At 73.7% G+C, this 17,661-nt stretch carries 17 protein-coding genes; 6 read left to right on the forward strand and 11 right to left on the reverse strand.

Annotated elements, in window-relative coordinates; all coding sequences use genetic code 11:
* Positions 1-14: 14 nt before the first annotated feature.
* Both ACPYO6_RS10715 and ACPYO6_RS10720 read right to left on the reverse strand, forming a co-directional pair.
* Positions 15-903, reverse strand: a protein-coding gene (locus ACPYO6_RS10715; RefSeq protein ID WP_425713789.1) for an IS5 family transposase whose coding sequence is annotated in 2 segments (ribosomal slippage) — positions 15-539 and positions 541-903 — 888 coding nt in all. Because the reading frame shifts where the segments join, the coding sequence is not laid out codon by codon here.
* 32 nt (positions 904-935) lie between these two features.
* On the reverse strand, positions 936-1,808 hold the full coding sequence (locus ACPYO6_RS10720) for a sensor histidine kinase (protein WP_425714855.1): 873 nt from the start codon (positions 1,806-1,808) through the stop codon (positions 936-938).
* 130 nt (positions 1,809-1,938) lie between these two features.
* Between ACPYO6_RS10720 and ACPYO6_RS10725 the strand changes: the two genes are divergently transcribed.
* Both ACPYO6_RS10725 and ACPYO6_RS10730 read left to right on the forward strand, forming a co-directional pair.
* On the forward strand, positions 1,939-2,640 hold the full coding sequence (locus ACPYO6_RS10725) for an ABC transporter ATP-binding protein (RefSeq protein WP_425714856.1): 702 nt from the start codon (positions 1,939-1,941) through the stop codon (positions 2,638-2,640).
* Positions 2,637-4,052: an FtsX-like permease family protein gene (locus ACPYO6_RS10730; RefSeq protein WP_425714857.1), complete on the forward strand. Its 1,416-nt coding sequence runs from the start codon at positions 2,637-2,639 to the stop codon at positions 4,050-4,052. The genes ACPYO6_RS10725 and ACPYO6_RS10730 overlap by 4 nt, the downstream gene beginning before the upstream one ends.
* Before the next feature lie 137 nt (positions 4,053-4,189).
* On the opposite strand, the gene ACPYO6_RS10735 is transcribed toward ACPYO6_RS10730, so the two are convergent.
* The 9 genes from ACPYO6_RS10735 to ACPYO6_RS10775 all read right to left on the reverse strand — a co-directional run bounded on the left by ACPYO6_RS10735 (position 4,190) and on the right by ACPYO6_RS10775 (position 13,931).
* The gene (locus ACPYO6_RS10735) at positions 4,190-4,801 is read right to left on the reverse strand and encodes a hypothetical protein (protein ID WP_425714858.1); all 612 of its coding nucleotides are present in this window, start codon (positions 4,799-4,801) and stop codon (positions 4,190-4,192) included.
* Between the two features lie 145 nt (positions 4,802-4,946).
* On the reverse strand, positions 4,947-6,077 hold the full coding sequence (locus tag ACPYO6_RS10740; protein ID WP_425714859.1) for a polyprenyl synthetase family protein: 1,131 nt from the start codon (positions 6,075-6,077) through the stop codon (positions 4,947-4,949).
* Complete coding sequence (idi, locus tag ACPYO6_RS10745) at positions 6,067-6,609, reverse strand: isopentenyl-diphosphate Delta-isomerase (protein WP_425714860.1); 543 nt, start codon at positions 6,607-6,609, stop codon at positions 6,067-6,069. Before idi ends, ACPYO6_RS10740 begins: the two co-directional genes overlap by 11 nt.
* The gene (locus ACPYO6_RS10750; protein WP_425714861.1) at positions 6,606-8,009 is read right to left on the reverse strand and encodes a nucleotide pyrophosphatase/phosphodiesterase family protein; all 1,404 of its coding nucleotides are present in this window, start codon (positions 8,007-8,009) and stop codon (positions 6,606-6,608) included. The genes idi and ACPYO6_RS10750 overlap by 4 nt, the downstream gene beginning before the upstream one ends.
* On the reverse strand, positions 8,006-9,304 hold the full coding sequence (eboE, locus tag ACPYO6_RS10755; protein WP_425714862.1) for a metabolite traffic protein EboE: 1,299 nt from the start codon (positions 9,302-9,304) through the stop codon (positions 8,006-8,008). Before eboE ends, ACPYO6_RS10750 begins: the two co-directional genes overlap by 4 nt.
* A complete protein-coding gene (locus ACPYO6_RS10760; protein WP_425714864.1) occupies positions 9,304-10,188 on the reverse strand; it encodes a TatD family hydrolase in 885 nt (294 codons plus the stop codon). Before ACPYO6_RS10760 ends, eboE begins: the two co-directional genes overlap by 1 nt.
* Position 10,189: 1 nt before the next feature.
* Positions 10,190-11,755 (reverse strand): EboA domain-containing protein, encoded by a 1,566-nt coding sequence (locus tag ACPYO6_RS10765; protein ID WP_425714866.1) that lies wholly within the window; start codon positions 11,753-11,755, stop codon positions 10,190-10,192.
* On the reverse strand, positions 11,752-12,615 hold the full coding sequence (locus ACPYO6_RS10770) for an SCO3242 family prenyltransferase (protein ID WP_425714867.1): 864 nt from the start codon (positions 12,613-12,615) through the stop codon (positions 11,752-11,754). Before ACPYO6_RS10770 ends, ACPYO6_RS10765 begins: the two co-directional genes overlap by 4 nt.
* Positions 12,612-13,931 (reverse strand): inositol-3-phosphate synthase, encoded by a 1,320-nt coding sequence (locus tag ACPYO6_RS10775; protein WP_425714868.1) that lies wholly within the window; start codon positions 13,929-13,931, stop codon positions 12,612-12,614. The genes ACPYO6_RS10770 and ACPYO6_RS10775 overlap by 4 nt, the downstream gene beginning before the upstream one ends.
* Before the next feature lie 234 nt (positions 13,932-14,165).
* On the opposite strand from ACPYO6_RS10775, the gene ACPYO6_RS10780 reads away from it, so the two are divergent.
* The 4 genes from ACPYO6_RS10780 to ACPYO6_RS10795 all read left to right on the forward strand — a co-directional run bounded on the left by ACPYO6_RS10780 (position 14,166) and on the right by ACPYO6_RS10795 (position 17,652).
* Complete coding sequence (locus tag ACPYO6_RS10780; RefSeq protein WP_425714869.1) at positions 14,166-14,888, forward strand: PepSY domain-containing protein; 723 nt, start codon at positions 14,166-14,168, stop codon at positions 14,886-14,888.
* Positions 14,889-15,019: 131 nt separating this feature from the next.
* On the forward strand, positions 15,020-15,769 hold the full coding sequence (locus ACPYO6_RS10785; protein ID WP_425714870.1) for a hypothetical protein: 750 nt from the start codon (positions 15,020-15,022) through the stop codon (positions 15,767-15,769).
* A 118-nt stretch (positions 15,770-15,887) separates the two neighbouring features.
* Positions 15,888-16,670 carry a hypothetical protein gene (locus tag ACPYO6_RS10790; RefSeq protein WP_425714871.1) on the forward strand — a complete coding sequence of 261 codons (783 nt, stop codon included), beginning with the start codon at positions 15,888-15,890 and terminating at the stop codon, positions 16,668-16,670.
* Positions 16,671-16,776: 106 nt separating this feature from the next.
* Positions 16,777-17,652 carry a hypothetical protein gene (locus ACPYO6_RS10795; RefSeq protein ID WP_425714872.1) on the forward strand — a complete coding sequence of 292 codons (876 nt, stop codon included), beginning with the start codon at positions 16,777-16,779 and terminating at the stop codon, positions 17,650-17,652.
* Positions 17,653-17,661: the final 9 nt, after the last annotated feature.

Below are 17,661 nucleotides of genomic sequence, written 5' to 3' on the forward strand. Positions count from 1 at the left end.
GCTAGGGCATGTCTCTAAAGCAGGTGGTTGAGCCATTGGGTGACGGCTCGCAGGACGGCTCCTGCTCGGTAGGTCAGTGCGAGCTTGTCGTAGCGGGTGGCCAGCGCGCGCCATTGTTTGACATCGCTGTATCCGCGTTCGATGACGTTGCGGCCGCGGTAGGCCTCGGTGTCCAGTCCGACGGGCCGGCCACCGCGTGAGCCGCGGTTGCGCCGGTGTTGCTGCTGGTCGCGGGGCTCGGGGATGACGCATTTGATGCCGCGACGGCGCAGAGCCTGCCGGGTGGCGCGCGAGGAGTAGGCCTTGTCGCCACGCAGCATGTCCGGTCTCGTTCGAGGGCGACCGGGCCCGGCTCGGTCGATCGAGAGGGCATCGAGCAACGGGCGCAGCATGGGTGAGTCGCCGCCCTGGCCGGGCCCGCACAGGATCACCAGGGGTAGTCCGTGCCCGTCGACGAGCTGATGGATCTTTGTCGACAGTCCGCCTCGGGAACGGCCCAACGCGTGATCAGGAGGCTCGACGCGCAGATTCTTGTGATTCCACAGCTCCCCCTGTGGTGCGGGCCAGGTTCGTGCCGTGCTGGTGAGCGCGGCAGATCGTGGAGTCGACCGCGACCGACCAGTCCAGCTCTCCTTGGGCGTCGGCGCGGACCAGGAGAGCGTCGAGGACCCGGTCCCAGGTTCCGTCCTGAGCCCAGGCTCGATGGCGCTTCCAGACGGTCTGCCAGGGCCCGAACTCCTCGGGCAGATCTCGCCAGGCCAGACCGCACCGGTAGCGGTAGATGATTCCCTCGATCACCTGGCGGTGATCCCGCCTGGGTCTACCTGACCAGGGACGTTGAGCAGGCAACAGCGACTCGATCGTCTCCCACTGCGCGTCGGACAACACACTTCTGCGACTCATCCACCCAGACTCACGCACACCCGGGCCACCGCTTAGGAGACACGCCCTAGCCGCTCGGACATGCCGGCCAACCCGCGCCCGGGCACGATCTCCGCCCCGCCGGGTCCGTCGTCGACGATCGAGACGTGCAGGGCGTCGTCGACGACGAGGAGCACGGTGACCGACGCGTCCGGCGCGTACTTCACCACGTTCGTCAGCGCCTCGCTGACGACGAAGTAGGCGACCGCGGCGACGCCCTCCGGCAGCGCGGGCAGTGCGTGCGGGACCTGCACGGTGACGGGGACGACGGCACGCTCGGCGAGCTCGCGGACGGCCGCCTCGAGCCCCCGGTCGGACAGCACCGTGGGGTGGATGCCGGAGACCGTCTCGCGCAGGGCGGCGAGCGCCCGGTCGGCGTCGTCCTGCGCGGCGGACAGCAGCCGGGCCGCCTCCGCGAGGCGGTCGGCACCGGGCGTGGCGGCGTCGTCGTCGGGGGCGTGGTCGTGACCCGGAGAGGTACCGGCCTGCTGCTCGACGAGCATCGCCGCCTCCCCCAGCTTCATGCCGGCGGTGACGAGGTGCTGCTGGGCTCCGTCGTGGAGGTCGCGCTCGATGCGGCGCCGCTCGAGCTCGAAGGCCGCGACGATCTCCCGGCGCGAGGTGCGCAGGTCGGCAACGCGCTGCGCCCACTCCGGCACGTCCGGGACGTCCTCCGCGAACGGCTTGCGGCGCTCGAGGGCGAGCAGCGCACCGACGAGGACGCCGAGGCAGACCAGCGCAAGGACGGCCGCGTAGGCCCACCACGGGCCGGCGCTGAGAGAGGCGAGGACCGTGCCGAACAGGACGATCCCACCGACGAGGCCGACGCCGACCTGCAGCCAGAACAGGCGACGCGCGCGGCGCTCGGGCCTGCTCAGGGACGACACCCCGCTACCGTACCGAGGCCCGGCCCACCGGCCCGGAGTGCCGGCGCCCGCACGGCGGTGGTGCCAGCACCACCCCAGGTCGGCACCGGGCACCATGGGAAACCCGTCCGGCAGGCAGTGAGGTGGAGGCATGACACAGAGCAACGGCCCAGCAGCCCTCATCGCCAGCGACCTCACCACCACGTACGGGCAGGTCCGCGCCCTGGCCGGCGTCAGTCTCGCCGTCCCGGCCGGCCAGTCCCTCGCCGTCATGGGGCCCTCCGGCTCCGGCAAGACCACCCTCCTGCACTGCCTCGCCGGCATCCGCGTGCCGGACTCCGGCGAGGTCCGCCTCGGCGACGTCCCCGTCTCCTCTCTCGGCGACGCCGCCCGGTCCCGGCTGCGGCGCGAGCGCCTCGGCTTCGTCTTCCAGGACGGCCAGCTCGTCCCCGAGCTCTCGGCGCGGGAGAACGTGGCACTGCCGCTCATGCTGGGCGGCACCTCGCGCGGCCCCGCGCTCAAGGAGGCCGAGTCCTGGCTCGAGCGCCTCGGCATCGGGCACGCCGCCGGGCGCCGGCCGGGCGAGATGTCCGGGGGGCAGGCGCAGCGCGTGGCGGTGGCGCGAGCGATGGTCCACGGCCCGTCGGTCGTGTTCGCCGACGAGCCCACGGGGGCGCTCGACCAGGCCACCGGCCACGAGGTCATGCAGGTGCTGACGACGACGACACGCATGACCGGCGCGACCCTCGTCGTCGTCACCCACGACACGCAGGTGGCCAGCTGGTGCGAGCGGCTCGTCGAGCTCCGCGACGCCATGATCCACGCCGACACGAAGATGGAGGCCGCGCGATGAACCAGGTCCTCTCCCTCGCCCCCAGGCTCGCCCTGGCCCGCATGCGCGGAGCGAGGGCCGGCGCGACGCTAGACGTGCTCGCCGTCATCACCTTCGCCGTCAGCTCGTTCCTCACCCTCACCGTGGTCGGCGGCACGTGGATGTTCATCACCCGCTTCCGGGAGACACCGCAGTCCGTCGTCACCGCCATGGGGTTCGACAGCCCCGACGTCCCCGCCGCCATGGTCGACGGGCAGATGCAGATGTACGTGGTGCTCGCCGCCATCGCGTGTGCGCTCCTCGTCCTGCCGGTCCTCGGTCTCGGGGCCGCGGCCTCCCGGCTCGGAGCGCGGGGCCGGTCCCGCCGGCTCGCCTCGCTGCGCCTCGTCGGCATGACCGGCGGCGAGATCGTCACCCTGTCCGTGCTCGAGACGCTCGTCCAGGCCGCGCTCGGCACGCTGGCCGGCGGCGTCCTGTGGCTGCTCTCCCTCCCGCTGTGGCAGGCCGTGTCCTTCCAGGGCGTCCCGATCGGCGCGACGGAGATGCTCGTGCCGATCTGGCTCGGGCTCGCCACCGTGGTGGTCCTCATCGCGCTCGCCGCGCTGTCCACCGTGGTCGGCCTGCAGCGCGTGCGGATCAGCCCGCTCGGCGTGGCCGCGCAGCAGGTCCCGCCGCGGCTCAAGATGTGGCGGCTCGTCATCATGGTCGCCGCCGTGCTCGCGTTCGGCCTGGTCTCCCAGTCGTTCACCGACCTCATCCAGATCTCGGAACTCATCGGCTACGCGTTCCTCGTCGGCATGATGCTGCTGGTCATCGGGGCGCTCAACCTCGTGGGCCCGTGGGTCCTCCAGCTCGTGGCCCGCCCGCTCGCCCACACCTCCTCGGTGCCGCAGCTGCTCGCGGCGCGCCGGATCGTCGACGACCCGCGGGCCGCCTGGCGCAACGTCTCGAGCGTGGCCCTGCTCGGCATGATCGCCACGTTCACCGCGCTGCTGCCCTCGGACGCCGACACCCTCGGGTCGCAGCCGAGCGACATCATCATGGCGACCGACATGCGCACCGGCGTGGTCATCACCCTGGCCGTCGGACTGGTGGTGGCCGCGACGTCGACGCTCGTCAACCAGGCCTCCACCGTGGTCGACCGGGCTGACGAGTCGGTGGCGATGGACCGCGCGGGGACGCCTCGGACGATGTTCGCGGCGCTGCGCCGGCACCAGGTGCTCGTGCCGCTCGTCGTCACGCTCGCCATCTCGATCGGCGTGGGGCTGCTGCTCTCGGTGCCGTTCCTCGCGTTCGCCACGCCGAGCACGACCGGGATCCTCGTCATGGCGGCGACCGTGGCGCTGGGGCTGGTCCTCACGCTGCTGGCCGCGGAGACCTGCCGGCCGCTGCAGTCGACGGTGCTCGGCGATCAGCGCCGCCGCAACGACTGACCGCTCCCCCACCTGACCGGATCGCCGAGTGTGCGGTTCGGGATCGTCGAGAGTGCGGTCGGGGCCCTCCCCGACCGCACTCTCGGCGTGGGGTCTGCAGAACAGATGAGCGACACCTGATCTGCGCACCTGCACCCTCAGTCTCGGGGTTCGACCGACTTCCGTTCTGGGGCCAGGGGCGGGTCCTGACGGGACCGGGCGGCGATCCGCTCGGCCTCGTCGGCCACGTGAGGATGCAGCTCGCGCAGCACCGCGAGGACCTCGACGGGCAGCGGCTCCCTGGCCAGCACTGCGGACGCGAAGTACATCGAGTCGTCCCGAGCGATCTCGAGGAGACGGGCAAGGGGCGTGGCCGGGTCCACCACTTCCTTGTGCAGACGATTCATGTGCCAATTCTCGTCCTGCATGGCGCGATGCCTCGCGGTGGCCGCGCGGTGCGCGACCTCGTCGCGCTCATGCCGGATCCGATACTCGCGAGTGATCTCACCGAGCGGGGGGCCACCGGTCGGCGGGTGCGCGCGCTGGGCGGAAACGAATCGACGCCACAGGTCGTCGTCGGCCCCGATCCGCCACATGTAGTTGACGATCGCCGCACCGATGCGGTTCACCGGCTGTGCCTCGATCACCTCCAGCGGCGCATTCTTCTTCCTCGCGATCGACTCGGCCATGTCCGGGCGCGCCTCAACGAGACTGCGGAGCACGGCTTCGCTGAGACTCGGGTTCATGAGGACGGAGACGACGACGTTCATCGAGTCGGACCGGGTGAGCTCCAGGAGACGCCACTCGGGCGTCTCCCCGCTGCTCGCCTCCAGGGCATCGCGGTCGCTATCGGAAATCCTCATCATCTCAACGACAGGAGTGTCGTTGCCAACGCGTAGTCATAAGTTCTCGAGGTTACCTCTCGCGATCGCGCAGGGAGGCCGTCAGACCCACGAGGTAGGTGGACAGCGCGGGCGGCAGCCCTGCCTCGGCGGCCTCCAGGGCCTGCCCGAGCAGGGCGTCGACCTGCTCGAGGACGGCGGCCCGCGCGCCGGTGGAGACGATGATCGTGCGCAAGACCTCTGCCCCGTCGTCGTCGAGGTCGGGATCGCCGAGCAGCCGGTCGAGGTCGCGCCGCTGCTCCGGCGTGGCCCGCAGCGCCGCGACCCGGACGTGCTCGGTGCGCTTGCCGTCGCGCAGGTCGGAGACGACGGACTTCCCCGTCGTCGTGGGCTCCCCGAACAGGCCGAGGTCGTCGTCGCGGAGCTGGTAGGCGATGCCGAGCGGCTCCCCCACCTCGCCCAGGGCGGCCAGCGCGGCCTCGTCGGTCACGCCGGCGGCGACCGCCCCGAGCGTGAGCGGCAGCGTGATGCTGTACGAGGCGGTCTTCAGCGCCGCCACGGACAGCGGCCGGGCCGTCTCGGGCGGCGCGGTCTCGGACCACACGTCAAGGGTCTCGCCCGCGATCGCCTGCTGGAGCGCCGACAGCGCGGTCTGCGCGAGCCGCAGCCGCACGTCCGCCGGGGCGGGCGCCGACACGAGCGCCCCGAGCGCCGTGGTGATCGCGAGGTCGCCGGCGAGGACACCGGCGGCGGACCCGCGACGTCGGGCGTCGGTCGCGGTCTCCCCCGCCGCCTGAGCCGCACTCTCGACACGGGGGACGACGCCGACGCGCCCGTGCCGCACCTCGTCGCCGTCGATGAGGTCGTCGTGCACGCACAGGGCGACGTGCAGGAGCTGCTGCGCGCCGGCGACGCGGCGCAGCAGCGGGAGGTCCGCGCCTCCGGCGGCGTAGCAGGACGCGGCCACGAGCCGGGGCCGCAGGTACTTGCCGCCGTCGGCCGCTCGCGCGGCCGCGACAAGCTCGGTGAGAGCCTCCGACGACGCCGGGCCCGCGACCACCTCGTCCCACAGGTCCTCCGTCAGCGTGGCGGCGCCGGACATGAACGCGTCGACCTGGGCGGCGAGCGCAGAGACGTCCGACGACGGGGCGGGCGACGGTGGGGCGGGCGTCGTCGTCCCGTCCACCGCCGCGCTACCCGGCACGGGGCAGCACCCCCTGCTCGCGCATCTGCGCCACCTGCTCGACCGACCAGGGGCTGAACACCATCGGCGCGGCCCCGATCGCGGTCACGAGCTCGTCGACCTCGAGCCAGGCCCACTCCTCGACCTCGTCGGGCGCGGGCGCCGGGTCCCCGGCCACCTGACCGACGAACACGGGGCAGATCTCGTTCTCGACGATCCCGTCCGCCGCGACCGCCCGGTAGCGGAAGTCCGGCAGCACCGGCCGGATCCCCGTGACCTCGAGCCCGAGCTCCTCGCGCATCCGTCGGGCGATCGCGACCTCGACCGCCTCCCCCGGCGCCGGGTGCCCGCAGCACGCGTTCGTCCACACGCCCGGCCACGTCTGCTTGCTCAGCGCGCGCCGGGTGATGAGCGTCCGCCCCCGCGCGTCGAGCACGTAGCAGGAGAACGCCAGGTGCAGCGGCGTCTCCGTCGAGTGCACCTCGGCCTTCGGCGCGCTGCCCACGGGCGTCCCGTCCTCGTCGAGCAGCACGACCAGCTCGGGGGCCGTCACCGCGCCCCCTCCGGCGTGCCGAGGGCGGTGAGCACGAGGTCCCGCACGTCCGTCGCGGCGACCGACTCGACCGCGTCCCCGAGCAGCGACGCGTCCGACGTCAGCAGCATCGGCGCATCCGCCCTCGAGTCCGGGATCCGCCCGTGCGTCCCGCCCACGAGTCTCGGGTCGAGCGGCACCGTGCTCATGGCGTAGCGCAGCCCGGCCTTCTTCTTCACGAGGTTGAGCCCGGCCTTGGCCTTGGCGAGCCGGTCGGCCGGGTTGAAGAACAGCTCGGCCGGGTCGTAGCCGGGCTTGCGGTGGATGTCGACGCCGCGCGCGTACTCGGGCGCGCGATCGTCGTCGAGCCAGAAGTAGTACGTGAACCAGGAGCCGGGCTCGGCGACCGCCACGAGGTCGCCCGCGCGCTCGTGGTCGATGCCGTAGCGGGCCTGCTCGGTCCGGTCGAGCACCTCGTCCACCCCCGCGAGCCCCTGCACGACCGCCTTGACGCGCGGCAGGTCCGCCGGGTCCGGCACGTACACGTGCGCCACCTGGTGGTCCGCGACGGCGAACGCCCGCGACGTCCACGGGTCGAGCTGCTCGAGCCCCTGCTGGACGTAGACCTCGAGGAGGCCCTCGCGGCGCAGCGCCCGGTTGATGTCGACGGGCCGGTCGGCGTTCTCGATCCCGTACTCGCTCAGCACGATGACCGAGTACCCCAGCTCGAGCGCGTCGTCGAGCAGCGGGGCGAGCTCCCGGTCGAGCTCGGCGGCGGCCGCATCGGCCTCGGGCGCATCGGGGCCGAAGCGCTGGAGGTCGTAGTCGAGGTGCGGCAGGTACGTCATCACCAGGTCCGACGCCGGCTGACCGAACCGCCCCCGCAGCTGCCCGCGCGTGGCGTCGATGAGCCAGCGCGAGGAGACGATCGACGCGGTCGGCCCCCAGTACTGGAACAGCGGGAACTCCCCCAGCTCGCCGACGAGCCGGTCGTGCAGCTCGGGCGGCCGCACGTAGGCGTCGGGGCTCTTGCGACCGTCGGCGTGGTAGATCGGGCGCGGCGTGACGGTGATGTCCGTGGTCGCGCCCATGGCGTACCACCAGCCCATGTTCGCCACGTGGAGGTCCGGGGCGGTCCGCCGCGCGGTCTCCCACACCTTCTCCGCCTCGACGAGCCGGTTGTGCTGGCGCCACAGGAGCGGGTCGCCGACGCCGCGGAAGTACCAGCCGTTGCCGACGATCCCGTGCTCGCGCGGCAGGCGGCCGGTGAGGATCGTCGACTGCACGGAGCACGTGACGGCGGGCAGGATCGTCTCGAGCCCCACGGCCCGGCCCTGCTCACCGAGGGCACGGAGTCGGGGCATGGCGGCCAGGGTTTTCGGGGTGAGTCCGACGACGTCGAGGAGCAGGACGCGGTTCATCGGGCCACCTCCTCTCTCGTGCGGGTGGTGCCGGCGGCCGCGAGATCGGCCGCATCGGCGGTCGGGTGGACGGCGGTCGGGTGGACGGCGGCGCCGAGGTGCTCGGTCGCCCATCGGAGCTCGGCGGCGATGCCCTCGACCAGCGAGGTCGGCTGCAGCTGGTCCGGGAGGACGTGCCACGTGTACGTCTCGACGTCGAGGTGCGCCGCCTCGCCGTGCGGGGCGTCGAGGACGGCAGCGACGGCGGCGGCGAGCACCTCGGTGGTCGCGCGCAGGGGCTCGGCCGGCCGGGCGTGCAGGGGGACGTGGACATGGACGCGCCACGGGCGGTCGACGGGCCACGGCGGATCGGCGCGCAGGACGTCGACGAGGTCGTCGGCGGCGAGCGGCCGCTCGGCGTCAGCCGCGTCTCCCGCGTCCGGCCACACGCCGGCGGCCTGGGGCACGTCGCCGAAGTCCTCGGCGCCCGCGCCCGCACCCCCCACCGGCTGCGCCCGCACCTGGTGGACGTAGCGCGCCTCGGCGAACGGCTCGAGCGCGGCCATCGCGCCTGGCGCGCCCGGGTCCGGCACCTCGAGCGCCACGGAGGCCTGGACCTTGACCACCCACACGCCCGCCGCCGTCGCCGCGGCCACCGCGCCGACGGGGTCCGCGAACGAGACCGCGAGGTGGCAGGTATCGAGGCACAGGCCCACGTACCCGTCCTCGACGAGCGAGGGTCGGGCGCCGAGCCAGGCGACGACGTCGGACACGTTGTCGAGGATGCAGCCCGGTTCGGGCTCGATCGCGAGTCGCACCGTCCGCCCGGTCCGCGCCTCGAGGCCACGCAGGTGCCCGACGACGGCGCGCAGGTTCTCCTCCGCCGCGGCATCGGCGCTCGCGTCCCAGCCGGTGCGCCAGCCGAGCGGCAGCGTGGAGATGCTCCCCGTCCCGCCCTCCGGCAGCAGCTCCGCGAGCACCGTCGCGCAGTCCGTCGTGTACCGCAGCCGCTCGGGCGTGGTCCAGTCGGGGCGGTAGACGGCGAGCTTGACGACGTCGTCGTGGAAGCCCGTGTACGGGAACGCGTTGACGGTGCGCAGGGTGAGCCCCTCGCTCGCCAGCGCATCCCTCAGCCGGTCGCGCGCCGCGGCGTCCCCGGCGAGCTCGGCCGCCGCGCCGACGGGCAGCCAGAGTCCGACCCCGAGGGTGTCGAGCCCGGCCTCGCGCCGCACGGGACCGGCGTGGCGGTGGAGCTGATCGATGATCCCGTCGAGGTCCTCGGCGGGGTGGACGTTGGTGCAGTAGGAGAGCTCCATCAGTCCTCCCGCCGCGACTTCATGCCGCGTAGCACCGAGTTGCCCTCGAACAGGTCGGGGCCCTGCTTCTCCGGCTCGAACCCGGGGATCGGCTCGAGCTCGAGGCGCCCGGACTGTCCGTAGAACTCGACGGGGTTGCGCCACAGCACGCGGTCGACGTCGTCGTCGGAGAACCCGGCCGCGAGCATCGCGCGGCCGGTCTTGACGGTCTTCAGCGGGTCGGAGCGACCCCAGTCGGCGGCGGAGTTGACGATGACGCGCTCGATGCCGATGCGCTGCATGATCGCCACCACGCGGTCCTCGTCCATCTTCGTGTCCGGGTAGATGGAGAAGCCCATCCACGCCCCGGAGTCGGCCACCATGTCGACGCACGTCTCGTTGAGGTGGTCGACGAGCACCCGCTCGACGCCGATCCCGGCCTCCGCCACGGCGTCGAGCGTGCGGCGCGTGCCGGGCGCCTTGTCGCGGTGGGGCGTGTGGACGAGGGCGGGCAGCTCGAACTCGATGGCGAGGGCGAGGTGGCGGGCGAGGATGTCGTCCTCCTCGGGCGTCATCGAGTCGTACCCGGTCTCCCCGACGGCGACGACCCCGTCCTTGCCGAGGTAGCGCGGCAGGACGTCCATGACCTCGGCCAGGCGCGGGTCGCCGGCCTCCTTCGGGTTGAGCGCGATCGTGCAGTGGTGGCGGATCCCGAACTGCGCGGCGCGGAACCGCTCCCAGCCGATGAGCGAGTCGAAGTAGTCGACGAAGGACCCGACGTTGCTGCGGGGCTGGCCGAGCCAGAACGCCGGCTCGACGAGCGCCCGCACGCCGGCCGCGTACATCGCCTCGTAGTCGTCGGTGGTCCGCGACGTCATGTGGATGTGGGGGTCGAAGATGCGCATGTCACGCCTCCTGGCGGGTCTCGTCGATGAGGTGCAGGTCGTCGGGGACGGTGCGGCCGGCGGCGCGGCGCTCCTCGGCGAACCGGGAGGCCATCGCGGCGAGCTCGGCGTCCCGGCGCCGGTCGAGGTCGGTGACGACGGCGAGCGGGACGCCCATGAACACGAGCTTGAGCACGCCGTGGCGCCACGCGTGGTCGTCGAGGCAGGCGGCGGCGAACGGGCCCATCGCGGCGGCGACGAGTCGGGGGTCGTTCGTCCGCAGGGCGTCGGCGGTGAGGTCGAGGCCGGTGGCGCGCCAGTCCTCGGGCAGCTCGCCGGCCGCGGTCACGGCGCCGAGGCCGCGGATCACGCCGCGTCGTTCGGCGTCGTCGCCGTGCTCGTAGAGGGCACGAAGATGCCCGACGTCGGCGCCTGCGGCGCGCAGTGCGCGGACGAGCGCGGCGCGGGCGGCGTCGTCGGCGGTGCCGGCGAACCCGCCCGTGTCGGCCTCGTCGAGCGGCGCGCGGCCCACCTTGCGGCCGGCCTCGGCGAAGAACCGGGTCACGCGCGCGGGGTCGGCAGTGACCGCCGCGACGGCGCCCGTCGTCCACGGGTGCTGCCCGGCCGCCGAGCGGGGGTCGCCGGCCCCGGAATCGGATCGCATTCCCGCGCCGGACGGACCACTGCTCCCGGACCAGTCGGTCGCGCCGCCGGCGCGGTCAGCCCCTGCCGCCGGCGCTCCACCCGCCTCGGCCGCCGCGGCCCGCCACGCGTCGGCGGACGTGCGCGCGAGGCGCGGGGCGTCGTGGGAGTGCCGCGGGAGCTCGACCGCCGCGACGCCCGCGTAGCCGATCTCCCGCAGGGTCGCGATCGCGGCCGTGAGGTCGAGCTCGCCGTCGCCGAGCTCGAGGTGCTCGTGGACGCCGGGGAGCATGTCGTCGACCTGGACGTTGCGCAGCAGGTCGCCGGCCGCGCGCAGGGCGCCGACCACGCCCTCGGGCGCGACGGCGACGCAGTGCCCGAGGTCGACCGTGATCCCGACCTCGGGCGGGTTCCCGAGGTCGGCGCGCAGGCGCAGGGCGTCCGCGACGGTCTCGACGAGCATGCCCGGCTCCGGCTCGACGGACAGGACGACGCCGCGCTCGGCGGCGGACCCGACGAGGTCGGCGAGCCGCCCCACCATGAGGTCCCACCCCTCGGCCGCGTCGACGTCGCCCGGCAGGACCCCGCTCCACAGCGAGACGCAGTCGGAGCCGAGGATCTCGGCGATCTCGGCCGCGCGGCGCAGGAACGCCACGCGCCTGTCGGCCTCGCGGTCCACGAGGGTCGGGCGGTGCTTGACGCGGGGGTCGAGGAGGTAGCGGGTACCGGTCTCGACGACGGAGCGGAAGCCCCGGCGCTCGAGGTCCGCGGCGAGCGCCTCGGTGGCCGCCCGCCAGTCGTCGGCGAACGGGTCGAGGTGGGGGTGGCCGATCGTCAGGGCGACGGCGCCGTAGCCGGCCTCCGCCATGACGTCGAGCGCGTCGGACAGGCGGTGGTCGGCGAACCCGTTGGTCCCGTAGCCGAGCACGAACGCGTCGGTGGTCATGTCACGTCTCCCTTGGTGCGTGCGCGGGCGATGAGGCGGCTCACGCCCTGGACGGCGAGGAGCACGGCGGTCCCGGCCGCGTGTCCCGTGCGTGCGACGAGCGCCGTCTGCAGCGGGACCATCCCGCGGATCCCCTGCCGGGTGGCCGTGCGGGCATTGGCGGCTGTGGGCTCGCGGGCGGCGTCGAGCTGCGGGGGCAGGACGGAGCCGGCGTAGACGGCGGCGCCGACGATCGCCCCGGCGGTGGCGCCCTCGCGCGCGCCGAAGGGGATCGTCGCGGCCGTGCCGACCGTGACGGCCGCGGCACCCGACGCGAGCGCGCTGCTCGTGCCGTGCACCTCGCCCATCGAGACCGTGGTGACGGCCCCTGTGTGGACGGCGAGGAGACCGGCCGGCAGCAGGGCGCGGCGCCAGCCCGGGCCGGCGGCCCCCATGAGGACGTCGAGCCCGCGGCACACCGCCATGACCGGCGGACCGGCGGGCGTCGACTTCGCGAGCAGGTCGTAGGCCCAGACCGAGGCGGCGAGCGCGAGCGAGACGCGACCGTGCGCGCGGCCGGCGCCGAACGCCAGGCCGATCCCCGCGGCCGTCAGTCCCGCGCCCACGCCCAGCGCCATCTCACGGCTCACGCGCCCGGACGGGATGGGCCGCTCGGGCCGCTCGACGGCGTCGAGGTCGGCGTCGGCGTAGTCGTTGAGCGCCATCCCGGCCAGGTAGATGCAGGCCGAGGACGCCGAGAGCGCGACCCCCCGCGCGCCCACGCTCCCGCGGGCCGACGCCGCGCCGACGAGGGTGTCGCCGAGCACCGTGAGCGCGGCGGGCGCCCGGACGAGCTCGGCCAGGTCCCCCGGGGTGGTCATCGCCCGGCGCTGACGCGGGAGTCGTCGGCCGGCTCGCCCGTGCCGTTCGCGGAGCCGGCAGCCGGTGATCCGGCCGCGTCGTCGGTCGAGGGCGCGTCGCCGGTCGAGGCCGCGTCGCCGCCCGCCGGCCGACCCGCCGCGAACAGCGAGGTCTGCTCGACCCATGCGGCGTACCGCCGGGTCTGCTCGGCGAACGCGTGGACGTCGCTGCCCCACGGGTCCTTGAAGAAGCAGCCGAGCTCGGGGACCACGCCGGACAGGCCGGCGTCGGAGGCGAGGGCGAGCGAGCGGACGAGGTCGATGACGAGCGGGGCCGCGAGCGCCGAGTCGTGCGCGCTCCACGTGGTCTGCAGCGTGATCCGGCTGCCGAGGAACCCGACGGCGTGGACGTGGTCCCAGGCCGTCTTGAGGTTGCCCATGTCCGGCACGTTGTCGATGTGCAGCGGGGTGGCCACGTCCTCGCCGACGAGCGAATGGAGGCCGCGGGTCTTCGAGGCGAGCTTGGAGCGCACGGCCTGCGGGTCCGCGAGGGTGGCGCCGTCGCCGCCGCCGAGGATGTTCGTCCCGGCCCAGGACAGCACCTTGAGGTTGCGGCCCGTGAACATCGGCGCGAGGACGGTGCGCAGCAGCGTCTCGCCGGTCTTGCCGTCCTGTCCGGCGAACGGGACGCCGGCCGCCTCGGCCCGCGCGCGCAGGACCGGGAGGCTCATGCCGGCCGACGGCGTGAAGCAGGCGTAGGGCGCGCCCGCCTGGATCGCCGCGGCGGCGCCGATCGCGCTCGGCGGCAGGACCGCGCCGCCCGGGGTGTCGAGTGCCTCGCGCAGCGCCTCCTCGGAGTGGAACGCCGGGTGGTCGTCGGGAAGCGCCTCGGTCGAGGAGATGTCGACGACGACGACCGTGCGCAGCCCGTTGTTCGTCCGGAAGGCCGCGATGTCGGCGGCCATCTGGTCGATGTCGTGCTGCTGCGTGGGGCCGTCCGTCGGCGCGATCCGCACCTCGGGGTCGATGCGGGCAAGGTCCGAGGCGACCATCGAGACGATCTCGGCGGGGAAGACGCCACCGGCGGCGATCTCGGCGGCCTTCTTCTCCAGGGGTGTCCCTTCGACGTCGTGCCCGCCGACGACGATGTCGTCGAAGTCGGGGAACGGCGCGCCGCCGAGGTCGGCCGCGGCGGTGGTGACGCCGTAGGGCTCGGCGAGGCCGCGGGCGAGGGCACGCAGGCCCACCGTGGCGGTGGTGGCCAGCGATCCGCGCGCACCGATGAACCAGGCACCGACCTTCGCCGGCTGCGTGGTGGATGACGTCCTGTCAGACATGGGAAATACCCTCTCGACGACCTACCTGAGCGTCTGCACCGGGGGGAGGTACGGGAGCGCTCGTTGATCCCGTTCCTCGCACCCTATGTCAGTCGATCGGCGAATCAAATCCAGGACGGCGCACTTATGTTCACGTCGATAAGAAGGTTCTCAGCGCAGGTCGCGCGGGGCGGATAAGAGGGCTCTCACCTGGTCCTTCACCCGCCTCTCACGTCACGGCCGCACCATGGAGCCATGACGACGAACCGACTCACCACCGCCATCTCCACCACGACCGTCGCCCTGGCCCTGGTTCTCGCCGGGTGCTCCTCATCGACCGAGGAGGAGACGACCTCGGACGACCAGGGCGCGACCTCCGACTCCGACACCGGGGCCGGGTCCGACGACCAGAACGACGACGCCGGCGAGACCGGGTCCGATGCCGCAGGCGCGGGCTCGGGCGACAACGACGCGGACGACCAGGGCGAGACCGGGACCGACGACGCGGACGACGCCGACGACCAGAACGACGACGCCGACGACCAGGGCGACGACGCGGGCGCGGCCGCCGACCTGCCGGGCGTGGCCGACCTGGCCGCCGCCATCACCGCGGCCCTCGAGGTCGCCCCCGAGGGTGACGTCGTCATGATCGAGCGCGACGACGACGGCTTCGAGGTCGACGTCGTCGACGGCCAGACCCTCATCGAGGTCTCGCTGCGCCCCGACCACTCGATCGTCGAGCAGGAGTCCGACGACGTGGACGACGACACGCTCGCCGAGCTCGAGGCCGCCGAGCTGACGATGATCGACGCCATCACGGCCGCCGCGGAGGAGGGCGCGATCAGCGACGACCCGATGGTCGAGGAGATCGAGCTCGACACCGAGGACGGCACGGTCTACTGGGAGTTCGACTTCGACGAGGACGACGACGTGGACGTGTACGTCGACGCCGCCACCGGCGAGGTCCGCGTCGGCTGACACTGATCGCCCGACACCGACGGGCACGGCTCCCCGGGCACCACTTTCCCGGGGAGCCGTGCCCGAACCCGGACAGGACTCCCCCGCCGCGCCAGATCACGACCGGTGCGGTCCTCAATACGCTGAGTGGCATGCGCCGCCGCTCACGACCCGCGCCCCTCGGCCTCACCCTCCTCACCCTCAGCCTCGGTGCTGCAGCCTGCGGCGGTGACCCGACCATCCCGACCACGGAGCCGGACACGGGGTCCGCCCCCGCCCCTGCCCCCGACGTGCCGACCACCGACGCGGACGCCGGCCTCGATCCCGCCGACTTCACCAACATCGACCGCGACACGGCAGGCGCCCCCGCGGACGCGCCGAGCCTGACGGCCGAGGAGGTCGCCGAGCTCGAGGCGAGCGCGCTCGAGGAGACCGGGCACGACGTCGTGATGTCGATGTACCCGACGACCGTCTCCGTCAGCGACGTCGACACGTTCGCCTGGGAGATCTCGACGTTCGGGGCGGACGAGGTCGCCTTCGCCCACGTCGAGGGGCCGGGCGAGGCGCCGCTCGGCTCGCAGTCGGGTCCGATGTCGAACGCGTCGGAGGGCCTCCAGGGCGCGACGCAGCGGTGGACGGTCGGCATCTCGGAGGCCGTGACCAGCGCCCTCGAGGTGCGGCCGGGGGAGGTCCTCGGCACCGGCACGACGAACGACATCGTGGACCCGCTCATGGCGATCGGCATCCGCCAGGACGACGGCGCGCTCGTCCGGATCACCGTCGACGGCGAGTCGGGCGACGTCCTCAACGCCGTCGAGCTCGGCGGGACCGCACAGGCCGAGGGCGGTAGCGAGGGGCCGCTCGACGGCTCCGACATCCCGACCGACCAGCACGACTCCTGACGAACGCGCAGCGGGTCCGCCCACCCCGCGCAGGACACCCCGCCGGGGACCTCTGACCGGGGAGCCGTGCCCGGTCCGTACCGCCCCGCGGCACCGCTCGCGCGCCTACCTTGACGCCATGTCCCCCACGACCCGCCTCCGCCGCAGCGCCCCCGCCCTCCTCCTCGTCGCCGCGCTCGCCGGGGCCTGCGCCGGCGGGGACCCCGTCGGTACCGTCCCGCCGGACGGCCCGACGACGGGCCCCGACGGTCCGGCGCAGTCCTACCCCGACACCGACGACGTCCTCGACCTCGGCCCCACCGCGCTCGACACGATCGACGCGCTGCTCCTCGAGACCGAGGAGACCGTCCCCTCCCTGACGCCCGACGAGCTCCGGGCGATCGAGGAGCAGGTGCTCGACCACACCGGGCACGACACCCACCTCGGCATCAACCCTGACGACACGGGCTCCCACGATGCCTTCGACGCCTGGACCGTGTCCGACGACGAGATGGGCCTGACCGCGATCGTCGACGGACGGGTCGACCCTGCCGACGCGGAGACGTACCCGCTGACCGAGGAGGAGGCCGGTGGGACCGAGGCCCTCGACGTCGTCCAGGGCTGGCGGGTCCAGGCCTCCGAGGCGGCCGTGACCGCACTCGCGATCCACCCGGGCGAGGTGCTCGTCGTCATGCCGCCGGAGGAGCCCGCGTCGGTCGTCCTCGTCGGCATCCGCGCCGACGACGGCAGCGTCGTGCGCGTGGGGATCGACGCGGTGACCGGCGAGGTCCTCAACGTCGTCACCCCCGAGCACGACCCGGGGCAGGTGCACCCCGACGGGCCGGTGGACGGGGAGCAGGACAAGGGCGCTGTCCCGGCCCCGCACGCGCCGGACGACACCTCCGACGCACCGACGGCCTGACCTCGGCGCCCTGGCCGGGCCGCTCCGTCCCGACCTGCGAACACACGGGCTGAAGTACCCGTTCGACGATGGTGACCCACGACACCGTTCTTTCTACCGTCGTCGCATGAGCTCGTCGACGCGCACCCACGTGATCACCCGCCCGATCCGGACATTGACCGCGCTCGTCCTCGCCTCCGCCCTCGGCGTCGCCGCATGCTCCGGCGGCGAGGACGACCCGGTCGCGGCCGAGCCCGACGCCCCCGAGTCGACACCGACGGCGCCCGCCGAGCCCGAGGGGTCGCCGTCCGCGGACGCACCCGAGGACGGAGGGGCGGCCGGCAGCACGGAGGAGGACGCCCCGGGTGCCACGGACGGGGCCGAGGACGGCGACGACGGCACCGCCGACGACGGGGGCACCGACGACGGCGCCGCGGATGGTGCACCGTCCGCCGAGGAGCCGGACGACACCGGCGGCGACCCGGCGGCCGAGCTCGGCATCGACCCCAGCGTCCTGTCGGCCATCGACCTCGCGCTGGGGCAGGCGGGCAGCCGCCCCCTCTCGGTCGACGACGTCGCCTCCATCGAAGCATCCGCGCTCGAGGCGACCGGCCAGGTCGCCGTCCTGACGATCGCGCCGCAGGCCGGCGAGCCGCCGACGTGGTACGTCCGCACCGTCGGCGACCCCGCCGCCGGGCAGCTCGAGATCGGCGTGCTTCACCTGTCGGAGTCGCACGAGCCCTCGTGGGGCCCGGAGATCGAGCCGAGCGACGACGCGATCCTCGCCGAGTGGGGCCTGACCGCCACGGATGCCGCGACCACCGCGACCGAGACGGTCCCGGGCCAGATCTCGGGCATCGAGCAGGTCATCGCCGACCGGCCGATCCTCGCCGTCGGCGTCCTGCGCGAGGACGGCGGCCTGTGGCGCGTGCTCCTGGACGGCACGACCGGCGAGGTCCTCGCGACGAACCCGATCGAGCCGGACCTGTCGCCGACGCAGTGATCGGACCCG

It is taken from the genome of Georgenia sp. Z1344, from assembly GCF_049856295.1.
In the GTDB taxonomy this organism is placed as follows: domain Bacteria; phylum Actinomycetota; class Actinomycetes; order Actinomycetales; family Actinomycetaceae; genus JB111.

Coding starts and splice junctions, on each gene's coding strand:
- ACPYO6_RS10775 (WP_425714868.1), bottom strand. CDS start 13,931: ATGTCTGACAGGACGTCATCCACCACGCAGCCGGCGAAGGTCGGTGCC.
- ACPYO6_RS10780 (WP_425714869.1), top strand. CDS start 14,166: ATGACGACGAACCGACTCACCACCGCCATCTCCACCACGACCGTCGCC.
- ACPYO6_RS10730 (WP_425714857.1), top strand. CDS start 2,637: ATGAACCAGGTCCTCTCCCTCGCCCCCAGGCTCGCCCTGGCCCGCATG.
- ACPYO6_RS10795 (WP_425714872.1), top strand. CDS start 16,777: ATGAGCTCGTCGACGCGCACCCACGTGATCACCCGCCCGATCCGGACA.
- eboE (WP_425714862.1), bottom strand. CDS start 9,304: ATGGAGCTCTCCTACTGCACCAACGTCCACCCCGCCGAGGACCTCGAC.
- ACPYO6_RS10785 (WP_425714870.1), top strand. CDS start 15,020: ATGCGCCGCCGCTCACGACCCGCGCCCCTCGGCCTCACCCTCCTCACC.
- ACPYO6_RS10770 (WP_425714867.1), bottom strand. CDS start 12,615: ATGACCACCCCGGGGGACCTGGCCGAGCTCGTCCGGGCGCCCGCCGCG.
- ACPYO6_RS10760 (WP_425714864.1), bottom strand. CDS start 10,188: ATGCGCATCTTCGACCCCCACATCCACATGACGTCGCGGACCACCGAC.
- ACPYO6_RS10750 (WP_425714861.1), bottom strand. CDS start 8,009: ATGAACCGCGTCCTGCTCCTCGACGTCGTCGGACTCACCCCGAAAACC.
- ACPYO6_RS10725 (WP_425714856.1), top strand. CDS start 1,939: ATGACACAGAGCAACGGCCCAGCAGCCCTCATCGCCAGCGACCTCACC.
- ACPYO6_RS10790 (WP_425714871.1), top strand. CDS start 15,888: ATGTCCCCCACGACCCGCCTCCGCCGCAGCGCCCCCGCCCTCCTCCTC.
- ACPYO6_RS10735 (WP_425714858.1), bottom strand. CDS start 4,801: ATGAACGTCGTCGTCTCCGTCCTCATGAACCCGAGTCTCAGCGAAGCC.
- ACPYO6_RS10765 (WP_425714866.1), bottom strand. CDS start 11,755: ATGACCACCGACGCGTTCGTGCTCGGCTACGGGACCAACGGGTTCGCC.